The 11,832-nt window shown below is 70.7% G+C and carries 10 protein-coding genes; 4 read left to right on the forward strand and 6 right to left on the reverse strand.

Annotated features, from left to right (window positions below; all coding sequences use genetic code 11):
- Positions 1–154: RNA polymerase subunit sigma-24 (locus HY703_11470; GenBank protein MBI4545807.1), on the reverse strand; the 154-nt coding region annotated here is incomplete at its 3' end.
- Positions 155–428: 274 nt separating this feature from the next.
- Between HY703_11470 and HY703_11475 the strand changes: the two genes are divergently transcribed.
- On the forward strand, positions 429–1,139 hold the full coding sequence (locus HY703_11475; protein MBI4545808.1) for a hypothetical protein: 711 nt from the start codon (positions 429–431) through the stop codon (positions 1,137–1,139).
- A 274-nt stretch (positions 1,140–1,413) separates the two neighbouring features.
- Here the strand turns inward: HY703_11475 and HY703_11480 are convergent, their stop codons facing one another.
- The 5 genes from HY703_11480 to HY703_11500 form a co-directional block, all read right to left on the reverse strand.
- Positions 1,414–2,169 carry a hypothetical protein gene (locus tag HY703_11480; GenBank protein ID MBI4545809.1) on the reverse strand — a complete coding sequence of 252 codons (756 nt, stop codon included), beginning with the start codon at positions 2,167–2,169 and terminating at the stop codon, positions 1,414–1,416.
- 298 nt (positions 2,170–2,467) lie between these two features.
- Entirely contained in the window at positions 2,468–3,337 is an 870-nt protein-coding gene (locus HY703_11485) for a hypothetical protein (protein ID MBI4545810.1), read from the reverse strand.
- The gene (locus HY703_11490; GenBank protein ID MBI4545811.1) at positions 3,223–4,410 is read right to left on the reverse strand and encodes a hypothetical protein; all 1,188 of its coding nucleotides are present in this window, start codon (positions 4,408–4,410) and stop codon (positions 3,223–3,225) included. Before HY703_11490 ends, HY703_11485 begins: the two co-directional genes overlap by 115 nt.
- Positions 4,411–4,573: 163 nt before the next feature.
- On the reverse strand, positions 4,574–5,155 hold the full coding sequence (locus HY703_11495) for a Uma2 family endonuclease (GenBank protein ID MBI4545812.1): 582 nt from the start codon (positions 5,153–5,155) through the stop codon (positions 4,574–4,576).
- A gap of 229 nt (positions 5,156–5,384) precedes the next feature.
- Entirely contained in the window at positions 5,385–6,206 is an 822-nt protein-coding gene (locus HY703_11500; protein MBI4545813.1) for a DUF427 domain-containing protein, read from the reverse strand.
- A 398-nt stretch (positions 6,207–6,604) separates the two neighbouring features.
- Here HY703_11500 and HY703_11505 point away from each other — a divergent pair, with 398 nt between their 5' ends.
- The 3 genes from HY703_11505 (at position 6,605) to HY703_11515 (ending at position 11,684) form a co-directional block, all read left to right on the forward strand.
- Complete coding sequence (locus tag HY703_11505; GenBank protein MBI4545814.1) at positions 6,605–10,066, forward strand: CPBP family intramembrane metalloprotease; 3,462 nt, start codon at positions 6,605–6,607, stop codon at positions 10,064–10,066.
- A gap of 84 nt (positions 10,067–10,150) precedes the next feature.
- Positions 10,151–11,329, forward strand: a complete 1,179-nt coding sequence (locus HY703_11510) for a threonine synthase (protein ID MBI4545815.1) — start codon at positions 10,151–10,153, stop codon at positions 11,327–11,329.
- A 31-nt stretch (positions 11,330–11,360) separates the two neighbouring features.
- Complete coding sequence (locus tag HY703_11515) at positions 11,361–11,684, forward strand: TraR/DksA C4-type zinc finger protein (protein ID MBI4545816.1); 324 nt, start codon at positions 11,361–11,363, stop codon at positions 11,682–11,684.
- The last annotated feature ends 148 nt before the right edge of the window (positions 11,685–11,832 follow it).

Raw genomic sequence — 11,832 nt, forward strand, 5'->3', positions numbered from 1 at the left:
CCCACGCCTCCTGCGCCCAGTCCTCCGCCAGCGCGTCCTCGCCTGCCAGCCGGCGGGTGATGGCGACGACGCGCGCCGCGTACCGCTGATAGAGCTCGCGGATCGCGCCGCCATCTCCCTGCTGTGCGCGCAGGATCAGCTCGCCTTCGCTCATGAGCCGCTCATGTTTCTATTCTTTCGATGCACATGTAGGCCCCAGGGGTTGCCCGTGGCATCGCGGGCTCCTCGCCTCCGGCTGTCGGGCTCGGGCTCGGGCTCGGACTGGCACGGGCTCGGGCTCCCGGCCCATGTGCCAGTGCCGTTCCCAGCTCTCGGCTCACGCATCATAGCCGGCGACGGCCCTTGCTGCCCGACCTAGCCCGGATCTTGCCTTCCGGAGCCTGGCGGCACGCGCCGGGTGGCGCGAGGCAGCGTTATCCAGGGAGAGAATGCCGGCTCGAAACGTCCTCGTCTCGCCCTTGCTGGCACTGCTGCTCTGCTCGCGCGCGGCTGCCGCGCAGTGGCGCGACATACCCGACGAACTCGGCAACCTGGCCGAGGACATCGCTTACCTGTGGGCCGCTCCCTCGCGGCTGGACGAGGATGACATCCCGGGCGTGATCGGCGTGCTGCAGGCCGTCGTCGTCAGCGGCGCGCTCGGCCGCGCCGCCCATCGTGCTGCTGGGGTGGAGCGTGTCGTTTTGACACGGGGCGCGCCTCGGACAAAGGGGACCTGGAGCAAGCGCGCGAGACCCACAGTCGGCTGGCCGATGCCGCACAGAAGCGAGTGGCCTGAAGCGGCGCTGGCGGGTGATAGCCGCCGGCACCGGGTTTGCCGCATGGGTGGAAGGGTGAGCGTTGGTGCTGGACCGGCCCTGAGGCGAGGCATGTGGCGGAGGATTTTGGCGGACGGGTGCGAATGGGAGGTTCGCGTGGTGGCGGCGGAGGCGAACAGCCGCGCCGGCGGCGCGCCAGTCGAGGAGATCCTCGAGTTCTGCGCGGTGAACGCCGTCCGCTCTCCCCGGCGCGTTACGGTCGCCGGCGGCTCGCTGCAGCGGATGGATGACGCGGCGCTGCTTGCCGCCTATCGCCGGGCCCGCACCATTGGTGGTGACCACTATGGCCGGCCGGGCAAGCGCATGAGCGATGTGCGGGGGTAGGGTGGTGAGTTTGCGGGCGTCGGGCTCCGAGTTCCGTGGATGCTCCTCGAGCCGCGCGCATCGCCGGGTGGGGGCGGGAGCCTCTGCGCTTCAGTTCTCGCTTCCCGTGGATGCTCCTGGAGCTGGGAGCATCGCCAGGGGCAGAGCCGCGAGCCTGGGGGCGTCCGGCCGCGCGGCGGTGGGGTGCGGTGGCGCATGGCCGGAGGCAGGCCGTATCTAGCCAGCGCTGGCCGGCAGACTGAGGCGGCCGGGAGCTACCTGGCGGCGGCAGCTTTCAGAACACGCGGATGCTGGCGCCGATGCTGAGGGCGAGGTCATGCACCAGGTGGCGGCCGGCACTGGAGCGGTGCGGCGCAGGTCCGCCGGGCCGGCCGAGGCCGCCTGCCTGCTCGGCCATAGCGGCTGAGCGGCTCAGGTAGTCCTCCAGCTCCGCGACCACTGTCATGCGCTTCCACGCCCACTCTGCCCCTAGGCCGAACTGCGCGGTGAAACTGGTGTGCGTGTCCGAGCCTGCGGAGAAGCCGCCCCAGGCCCCGTCCGCGCCCTGCCACTGGAAGGTGTAGCGCTTGAGGCCCACGCCCAGGCCGGCAAAGGGGCGGACCCAGCCGTGCCACCCGGGCGGCGAATAGAGGACGCCGGCGGTCGCGGCTCCGATGGCGACGGTCGCCTCGGGCTGGATCAGGATGTCTGGGCAGAAGACGCTAGCCTCCGGCCGGCTCGATCCCGTGCAATCCCAGGTGGCCGTCATCTCCGAAGACAGTGCTCGAAGCAGCGTCAGCCGGCCCGCCCAGGCCGAGCCCTCCCGCGCCACACGGGAGCTGATTCCCAGCGCGACGACGGGTCCGACCCGGCCGAAGCGGAGGAAATTACCGTCATCGAGGCGCGGCCCGCGGCCGAGCTGGTTGGCCGTCATGATCACGGCGGCACGCGGCGCGACGTGCACCCGCCACGGCGCCTGTGCGCGGGTGGCCGGCGCCAGAGCGAACCCACCGAGACTGCAATACAGGAGTGCGAGGCAGGTACGGCGCATCGGTGACGTGTCCGCGAGGAGAATTGTCTGTGATACTAAACGGCGCGCCGGCCGGGTTTGTGACGGCCCGGACGATGGACCTGGCCGCTCGCCAAGCCTCATTAGTCCTTGTTCAGGCGCAAGCGTAGGGGTGTGGGGCGTCGGGCCGCGGGCCCCGCGCCGAGGGCGTGGCGGCCCAATGCTGCGGCGGGCAGCGCGAAATGCCAGGACTGCGAGAGCGTTCGCATAGAGGGGTGCTGCCCAGGTGTAACGCATCTGGTCACCTGTTCTTGAGGGTTGCAGGCTCCGAGTCCCGCCGCTACGGGACGACACCGAAGAGGCGGTCGCGCACGGCCGTCTGCCCCGTCACCAGGTTGGTGATCCGGAGCTGCAGGCGGTAGCCTCCGGGGTGGAGCTGGGCGGCGACGCGCCGGACCTCCTGGAGCGTGTTGGGCGCGGCAGAGGTAGCAACCCCCTCGAAGCCGAGCTGGACCCCCCTCTTCCCGCCCAGCAACGCCCGCAGGGGGCTCAGGAGACCGTCTCGGCCTGCCGGTCGGACCTGGATCTCGGTGCGATACGGCACGCCGGCCGGGAGGTTATAGATCTCATAAAAGAGGCGGAACGCGCCACTGGAGGGGAACTGGCCGGGCGGAACCATGGCCAGGGACACGTCGCCGCGCCGCCACGCCCCCTCGCGGTCCGCCTCCGCCAGCACCAGGTCGCTCAGCATCAGCCGGTCACCCGAGTAATCCGGTACGGCAAGCGGCCCCCCGTAGAGCTGGCCCGTCGGGGAGCCTGGCACTTCCACCGCGACGCGGTACAGCGCGGAGTCCGAAGGCGAGACCTCCAGGCTAAGATGCGCACGCAGGTAATCCCCCGGCTTAAGGGGTGCGTCAGCCTGGAAGCTCTCAACCGTGTCCCGGCGCGCGATCCGGCCCGTCGCCGTGTCTAGCACGATCAGGCGCATGCCGAGCGTGTAGCGCGTCTTCCCCTCCGCGCGGCTGGCCTCCAGTCGTTCACCGGGCACTGCCAGGGCGGCGACCAACTCGGTTCGGCCGGCTGCCCCGCGGAAGGTCAAGAGGTCGTAGTAGAAGGGCAGCTCGCGCTCGAAACGGGGCAGGTCCGTATCTCGGGCGAGGGCGGCGAACATGCGCTCGCGCAGTCTCGACCGTACCTCCAGGTACGGCATGGCCGCCTCCGCGAGTGCCCCACGCGGGTTCCCAATCTCGACCATGCGCAACCGGCCAAGGATCTGTCCGTACCTAGCGCGCCGGGCGGCGGCGCATCCCGCAGCCAGCGCCAGTGGTACTCCCGCAGCGCCCTCGCCAGGCGGCGGTAGTGCGAGGCCACCCGTTGTGTGGTGGTGATGCCGTCTCGCGCCGCCCGCTCCTCCCAGAACCGGCGGATCCAGGCGGCGCGCCCGGCCAGATCCGCTGAGGCCCAGGCTTCTTTCTCCTCCGGTCCCGCGATGAAGGCGAGATCATCGAAATAGCGCTCCGCCGCGGCCGGCGTGAGGTGCTGCAGTCCCGCGAAGTAGGCCTCCGCGCCAGCCGAGTCTGTCCCTGTTTGGGTGAACCGGGCGGCGGCCCGCGCCCGGAGCGCCAGCGCGGCATCGCCCCCAGACCGCAAGGCCGAATCGGCGGCGGCGAGCGCGGCTCCAGCGTGCCCGACCGCGGTCTCGAGCTCGGCGCGGAGGAACCACAGCTCCGGGTCGCCCCGCCCCGCAGCCGAGACGCTTTCCAGGGCCTTCCGGCCGCGCTTCAGATCTTCCGCTTCGCGCGTTTTCATGGCCAGCTCCGCCAGCGCACGAGCGGGCTCGACGAAGGCGGGCTCCAGTTCGAGGGCGCGGGCGAAGGCGTTGCGTGCCAGCGCGCTCGCGTCGAGGCCGATCCCCCCGCCTACTGCGCTCATTCCCGGGGAACGGACAAGCGGCGCTTGGAGATAGCTCAGCCCGAGCGCGAAATAGGCCCAGGCGAACTGGGGATCACGGCGCGTTGCCTCCTCGAGAGCCAGACGGGCCGCTTCCGCGTCGCGCTGCGCGCCGCTTAGCTGGAAGCGACGGAGCGCGATCAGGCCGCGCGTCACGCGGGACGCGGCCGAGGGTTGGTCCGGAACCGTTTCCGGGGCGGCCAGTTTCTCGAGCGCCTGGATATCCGCTGCGACCGTGAGCGATTGCCAGAGCCGGGCGAGGTCGGTGTGCTGGGCAAAGGCATTGCTTGGCAGCAGCAGCGTGACCAGCGCCGCCACCCACGCGGCGATCACGACGACCGTGGCCCGCCGCTTACTGCTGCAGCCACAGCACCGTGCCGGAAGCGAGGGGAGCGAGCAACATGAAGCGCGTCTCATCCTTCGAGGTGTACGAGTCCAGGGTGTACGAGTCGCCCGTTTCGAGGCCGGGCAGACGATTGCCGCTCGCCGGCGCGGCCTATTCTGCCGCCAGCACCTTCTCGTAGACCTGGCTCAGGGGGAGGGTACAGCCGACGGACGAGAGCTCCACGGTCTCGCTGAGTCCACGGAATTCGGTCAGGAGCCACTCGCGCGGGCCCTGCCGCAGGTAGCGCTCGACGCGCGGCTCGTCCTGCGCCACGAGCAGGTACACCTGGAGCGATTCCAGGCCCCGGTAGTGCTCGGCCTTGCGGCCGCGGTCGTAAGCCTCGGTGGATGGAGAGAGGACCTCGATCAAGGCCGTGGGGTTGAGCAGGGTGTCTACTTGCTCGTCCTCGAACTCCGGGTCGCCGCAGACCACGGCAACATCGGGATACGTATACAGCCCCGTCGATTGCACCTTGACGCGCATATCGCTCGGATACACCTGGCACGGGCTCTCGCGGAGCTGAGTGCCCAGCGAGACGATCAGGTTGGTGACGATCAGGTTGTGTTGCCTGCTCGCCCCCGTCATCGCGAACACCTCGCCCGCGTAGTACTCGCTCTTGTATTCTGCGCGGCGCTCGGCTTCGAGGTATTCCGCCGGCATCATCCGAGGTCTCGGCTGGGTGGACACGGGCATCTTCCCCGAGGAATCCGTGGGCACGCTTCCTCCCGGGCGCATGGTTAGAGTCGGCTCCGGGGCGGCGCCATAGCCGTCCGGGTCGGGCGTGCCACCCGGGCCCGGCGGCTGGTCTCTTCTGGTGTGGATGTCATTGACTGCCCCCTGGGGGCGCCAGCCGTCTCAACCCGGAAGGAGTGACCCCGTCGCATTGCTGACCGGTCTTCTGCCGACCCGGTGCTAGGGACCATCAGCCCAGTCGGGTCCTCGGCCGCTCCTGCCGCTCGCCGTCCACTTCGAGGTCCACGCGTTCGTTGTAGAACGCGATCAGCCCCGCGATCCTGGTCGCGGCGGGCAGCGGCTCCGGGTAGTACCAGGCGATATCGCGGTGCAGCCGGGCGGGGGTGCGGACGTGGTGATAGCTGGCCAGGCCTTTGTAGGGACAGCGCGTGTGGCGGTCGCTGGGCTCGAGCAGATCCGCCCGCACATCCTCGGCTGGTATGTAGTAGCGCGTGGGCAGGCCGGTCTCGAACAGCAGCCGCGGCCGGCGCGTCTCCGCTACCAGCTCGCCGTCCAGCGTGATCTTCACCTGGCGTGAGCTGTCCAGGACATCGAACCGGTGGTACGGGTCGCGAGGGTGGACGAAGACCTGCTCCTCCTCCTCGAACCAGGCATCCACTCGGTCCCAGTAGAAGGCGTAGTAGCCCCCCAGCCAGTGCGCGGCGGGCAGCGGCTCGGGGTAGGCCCATAGCGCGTTCTCGGAGGTCCGGTCACCTGCGACGATGGACCAGTAGGCGGCCTCTCCCTTGAACGGGCAGTGGCTGGTATGCTCGGTCCGCTGAAGGTAGTCCCAGCGGAGGTGCGCTTCGGGGAAGTAGTAGACGGGCTGGTACGCCGTCTCGTGCAGCAGCTTGACGCGCCGGCTGTCGGCGATGGTCTCGCCATTGAACGCCACCCGCACGCGCCGGGGCGAGTCCTCGAAGTACAGGATGTGCTCGGGCGCGTCCGGCTCGAAGTTGAGCTGGCCGAGTCGCGGGCGGGCGAACGGGCCGGTGCCGATGGTCAGAGACATGGTGACCTCCAGCGAGTTGCCAAGGCGAGCTTGGCGGCGAAGCTCCGGAAAAGCTGTTCCGCTGTCGAGGGAGCGAGCGGTTGGACTCCTCCTTGAAAGACCTGCCGGGTAGACCTCGGCTAGGGGAAGGCTGCAGCATCAGACATAACCGGTCTGCCTGATCGCTGCTGGCCGGCTCCCCAAGGGGGAAGCTAGGCCTGGTCCGGGGGCGAGGCAATGGTGGCCCGGAACAGTGGCCCGGAAGTTGGCGCGGCCCCTATTGCCGGGAAGGACGCCGGCTGGTAGTCTGGCGAGAGGCCGCCCGCCGGCAGGCCTCGTGCTCCTCCGCCCCGTCGCCAGCCCGTCCACAGGTCCGGGGCGTTTTCCCAGTAGAATCCATCTAGCCCGTGAGTCCCGTCATGCTCAGGAAACCGGCGTTCTGGATCGCGTTCGCACTCGTGACCGTGGCGAGCCTCGCCTTTGCCGCGCGCTACTTCGAGAAGGCGTTCCCGATTGTCACGATCGACCTGCGCATGGACCGGGCGGGCGCGCTGCGCTCGGCGCAGGAGCTGGTGGCCGGGCGGGAGTGGGGGCTGGAGGGGTTCCGTCAGGCGGCGTCTTTCGGCGAGCAGGACGATCAGGTCCAGACGTACATCGAGCTGGAGGCGGGCGGAAGCGAGGCGTACATCCGCATGCAGAGGGATGGGCTGTACCAGCCCTACATCTGGACGGTCCGCCGCTTTCAGGAGAAGCAGGAGCGGGAGGCGGAGCTGCGGTTTACTTCCAGCGGCGACCCCTACGGCTTCACGCTGAAGCTGCCGGAGGCGGAGCCGGGTGCCGCCCTGCCGGCGGAGGCGGCGCGTGCGATCGCGGAGCGGGGGGCGGCGGCGTGGGGGATCGATCTGGGCCGCTACCGCGGGATCGAGGCGTCGCGCGAGGTACGGCCGGGCGGGCGGGTGGACCACAGCTTTGTCTACGAGCTGCCCGAGACGCGCTACGGCGAGGCGCGCTTCCGGCTGCGGCTGGGAGTCGGTGGCGATCGGTTCTCGGGGCTGACCCATTTCGTGCACGTGCCGGAAGGCTTCCAGCGGCGCTACCAGGAGATGCGCTCGGACAACGATACCATCGCGCTGCTGGCCTTTTTCGCGGCCGTGCTGCTGTTCATTCTGGGTGGCTGCGGCGTGGGCGTCTTCTTCCTGCTCCGCCAGCGCTGGGTGACCTGGCGCAGGCCGCTGGCCTGGGGCCTCTTCCTGGCCGGGCTGGGGTTCGCGGCCAGCCTGAACGCGCTGCCGCTCGAGTGGATGGAGTACGACACGGCGCTGTCCAGCCGCGGGTTCCTGCTGCGCCAGGTGGGATTTGCGCTGGCCGGGCTGCTGGGCGGGGCGGCGTTCGTCACCCTCATCTTTCTGGCGGCCGAGAGCCTGTCGCGGCGGGCGTTCCCGCATCACATCCAGCAGTGGCGGCTCTGGTCGAAGGGCGTGGCGGGCTCCACGGCGGTGCTGGGGCGCACCACGGCGGGCTATCTCTGGGCGGGCCTGGACGTCGCCTTTGTGGTGGGCTTTTACTTGCTGGCGCGGAACTGGTGGGGGTGGTGGACGCCAGCCGAGGTGCTGCTCCAGCCTGATCTGCTGGCCACCTATTTCCCCTGGCTGGCCTCGCTCACGCCCTCCCTTACGGCCGGCTTTGTCGAGGAGAGCATGTTCCGCGCGATCCCGCTGGCGGGCGCGGCGCTGATCGGGGAGCGGCTGGGCCGGCGCCGGGCCTGGATCCTGGGCGCGCTGGTGCTGCAGGCGTTGATCTTCGCCTCGGCGCACGCCAATTACCCGGGCCAACCGGCGTATTCGCGGGTGGTCGAGCTCATGCTGCCCTCCCTCGCCTTTGGCGCGGTCTTCCTCTACTTCGGTCTGCTGCCGGCCATCATTTCGCATTTCATTTACGACCTGGTCTGGTTCTCCCTGCCGCTGTTTGTCTCGGACGCGCCCGGCGTATGGCTGGACCAGATGCTGGTGGTCTTGCTGGGCCTGACGCCGCTCTGGGTGGTGCTGGCCAGCCGCTGGCGCTTCGCCGTGGCAGCCGTGCCGGCCGGGGCATACAACCGGGCGTGGCAGCCGCCCGTCGCCGTGGTGCTGGAAGCGGCCGTCCCGATCACAGCGGGCACGGCAGTCCATGGAGTCAAGGAGTCAGACGACGGGGCCGCTCTGGCCGGGGCGCCGGCGGCCGCGGCTCCGGCCTTAGCCCTGAGCAGCGGGCGGGCGCAACGCTGGGCGGTGATCGCCGGGGCAGTGGGGCTGGTGGTCTGGGTGGGCGCGGGCGAGTTCCGCGCGGACGCGCCGCGACTCGAGCTGCGGCGCGAGCAGGCGCTCGAGCGCGCGCGCAACGCGCTGGCCGAGCAGGGTGTGGAGCTGGGGCCGGAGTGGAAGCCGCTCCTCTCGGTTGCGGGGCAGCCGGAGCAGGAGGACCGCTTCATCTGGCAGGCGGGCGGGCGGGAGGCGTACGGCGGCTTGCTCGGGACGTATCTCGCGCCGCCGCGCTGGCGGGTGCGCTTCGCGCGCTTCGAGGGGCCGGTCGAGGAGCGGGCGGAGGAGTACCAGGTGGTGCTAGCCCCTGACGGCCGGGTGCTCGAGCGCCAGCACCGGCTGCCGGAGGCGCGTCCCGGGGAGAGCCGGTCCGAGGAGGAAGCGCGGCGCATGGCGCGCGCCTACCTGGCGGGGCCGCTGGGCGCCGATACCCTTCATTTCCGCGAGGTTTCGGCTGAAGCCTCGAAGCGCCCCGCCCGGCAGGATTGGACCTTCACCTTTGCGGACACGGTCAGCTACCCTCTGGAGGATGGCGAAGGGCGGCTGGAGGTTACGATCGCGGGGGGCGCGGTGGTCGGCTCGCGGCGCTACGTGCACGTGCCCGAGGAGTGGCAGCGGCGGGAACGCGACCGGCGCAACCTGCTCGACTTGATCAGCATTTCCTGCGCGGTCCTTTTCGGCCTGATCGTGGCCGGCGCGCTGGTCGCCGCCGTCGTGCGGTGGAGCCGCCGGGATTATTCCGTGGCCGCCTTTGCCGCTGCCACTGGCGCGATTGCCACGCTGGCGCTAGTCGAGGCGTTTAACGGCTGGCCCACGCGAGTCGCGCGCTTCAGCACAGCCGAGCCTTTCTCGCACCAGGTCTTTGCAGCACTGGGAGGGGACGGGCTGGGCTTGCTCTTCGTTGCCACGGCGTTTGGGCTGCTGGCGGGGCTGGCGCACCGTTGGAGGCGCGCGCAGGCGCCCCCGCCACTCGAGCCGCTGGGCGCCGGCCTGGCACTCGCGGCACTGGCAGTGGGGGTTTCCGCCGCGCTCGGTGGCTTCCTGCCGTCCCTCGGCCCGCACTGGCCAGGCTACGGCGCGGCGGGCGATTTCGTGCCCTTCCTCGCGACCAGCCTGGACCCCCTGATGGGCACGATCTGGTGGACGCTGCTGCTGCTGCTGGGGCTCTCCGCGCTGGACCGGTTCACCGCCCGCTGGACGCGGCGCCAGGCGCCCGGCGTGATCCTGGTGGTGGCTGCCGGCCTGGTCGTGGCAGGGCTGGGTGGCCCGGAGAGCTTCGGCGCCTGGATCGTGCATAGTGGCTTCGCGGGGCTGGCCGGCCTGGTACTGTACCGGGTCGCCCGTCACACCCACCTGGCGGTGGTCCCCGGCGCCGTCGCGGGCGCGGGCATCCTGGAACAGGTCCAGGCCATGGTGCTGCGGCCCCACGCCGGCAGCTTCTCCGGCGCGCTTGTCGCCAGTCTGCTGCTGCTGGCATTGGCGGCGTTCTGGACCCAGGCGCTGCTCGGGCGCCCAGGCCTGCCGGCGCGGCTCGCGGCCCTGGCTGGGCAGCGGCGCGCCACCGTGCCGGCCGTGGCGGAGTAGCCGGATGCGCGGGTGCGCAGGTACGCAGGTACGCCGCGAGACAGAGAAGGCGTGACACGGCGAGACGGGGACACGGCGAGGCTCATGGCGATCCCCTTTTCCGCGCGCGGCGCGGCCCATCTCGAGTGCACGCGCTGCGGCCAGTGCTACGAGAGCGAGCGGCTGTGGCAGCTCTCGCCGTGCTGTGAAAAGCCGCTCTTCGCCTGCTACGCGCTGGACCGGCTGCGCCCGCATTTCCGGCCGGGCGACCTGGCGGCGCGGGGGCCGACCGTCTGGCGCTATGCGGAGGTGCTGCCGGTCCGCGACCCGGCATTCCGTCTGACCCTCGGCGAGGGGTTCACGCCGCTCCTGGCCACGCCGCGACTCGCCGCCGAGCTGCGGCTCGAGCGGCTCTGGGTCAAGGACGAGGGGCAGAACCCGACGGGCAGTTTCAAGGCCCGCGGGCTGGCAGTGGCGGTAGCGCGGGCGTGGGAGCTGGGCGTGCGGGCGGTCGCGATCCCGTCGGCGGGGAACGCGGGGTCGGCGGCGGCGGCGTACGCGGCGGCGGCCGGTCTCGAGGCGCACGTGGTGGTGCCGCGGGACACGCCGCGCCCGATCCTCGAGGAAATCCGGTCGCTGGGCGCGGAGCTCGAGCTGGTCGACGGCTTGATCACGGACGCCGCCGCGCGGGTGGCCGAGGGCGCAGCGGTCCACGGCTGGTTCGACCTCTCGACGCTCAAGGAGCCGTACCGTGTCGAGGGGAAGAAGACGATGGCGTACGAGCTGTTCGAGCAACTGGGCAGGCGGCTGCCGCAGGTGATTCTCTATCCCACGGGCGGCGGCACGGGGCTCGTGGGTATGTGGAAGGCGTTCCAGGAGATGGAGCGACTGGGCTGGATCGGGCCGGAGCGGCCGCGCCTGATCTCCGTGCAGGCGGCGGGGTGCGCGCCCGTGGTGCGGGCGTGGGAGGCGGGGGCGGATGCGGCCGAGCCGTGGGCTGATGCGCAGACCTATGCCGCGGGCCTGCGGGTCCCCCGTGCCGTCGGCGACTTCCTCATGCTGCGGGCGATCCGGGAGTCAGGTGGTGCCGCCGTCGCCGTAGCCGATGACGAGATGGCCCGCGCCGTGGCCCTCGTCGGCCGCACCACCGGCATCTTTGCCGCGCCGGAGGGTGCGGCGACCGCCGCGGCCGTCCCCTGCCTGCTCGAGCGGGGGTGGCTGCGCGGCGACGAGGAGGTGGTGCTCTTCAACACGGGCAGCGGGCTGAAGTACGCCACGGGTTGAGGCGCCCGGGGAGCGGGACCGGGCGCTCAGCATGCTGGCGAAGTTCGACGAGCGGGCGAAGTCGTCGCAGCAGGAAAACGACGGGGATCTGACCCTCTACCCGTTGCATCTGGCCGACGAGGGCACCGACACCATGGAACAGGAGAAGGACTTCCTGCTGGCGAGCAAGGAGGGGCGTCTGGTCTACTGGATCGACGAGGCGCTGCGCACGTTGTACAAGGAGCCGCGGCGCTATGGCAGGTGCCAGGAGTGCGGCGAGGAGATTGTGTTTGCGCGGCTGGACATTGTGCCCTGGGCCAAGCTGTGCATTGCCTGCCAGCAGCTCGAGGAGTCCCGCTTCGGCGAGGCGGCCTGACCTGGGGTGGCCGTTACCAGTCTCTGTAGGCGCTGGCTGCCGCCCGGACGCCTAACCGGATCTTGGAGACAGAGACTCGCACGCGCCCCCCAATTGGAGGCCGAAGCCCACGGCCAACATGCACCAGGCGATAAGGCGGAGAACCCAG

Source organism: Gemmatimonadota bacterium (assembly GCA_016209965.1).
GTDB lineage: Bacteria > Gemmatimonadota > Gemmatimonadetes > Longimicrobiales > RSA9 > JACQVE01.

Excerpts from the sequence above, each read along its gene's own strand:
- HY703_11475 (MBI4545808.1), top strand. The coding sequence starts at position 429 with ATGCCGGCTCGAAACGTCCTCGTCTCGCCCTTGCTGGCACTGCTGCTC.
- HY703_11480 (MBI4545809.1), bottom strand. The coding sequence starts at position 2,169 with ATGCGCCGTACCTGCCTCGCACTCCTGTATTGCAGTCTCGGTGGGTTC.
- HY703_11485 (MBI4545810.1), bottom strand. The coding sequence starts at position 3,337 with ATGCCGTACCTGGAGGTACGGTCGAGACTGCGCGAGCGCATGTTCGCC.
- HY703_11495 (MBI4545812.1), bottom strand. The coding sequence starts at position 5,155 with ATGCCCGTGTCCACCCAGCCGAGACCTCGGATGATGCCGGCGGAATAC.
- HY703_11500 (MBI4545813.1), bottom strand. The coding sequence starts at position 6,206 with ATGTCTCTGACCATCGGCACCGGCCCGTTCGCCCGCCCGCGACTCGGC.
- HY703_11505 (MBI4545814.1), top strand. The coding sequence starts at position 6,605 with ATGCTCAGGAAACCGGCGTTCTGGATCGCGTTCGCACTCGTGACCGTG.
- HY703_11510 (MBI4545815.1), top strand. The coding sequence starts at position 10,151 with ATGGCGATCCCCTTTTCCGCGCGCGGCGCGGCCCATCTCGAGTGCACG.
- HY703_11515 (MBI4545816.1), top strand. The coding sequence starts at position 11,361 with ATGCTGGCGAAGTTCGACGAGCGGGCGAAGTCGTCGCAGCAGGAAAAC.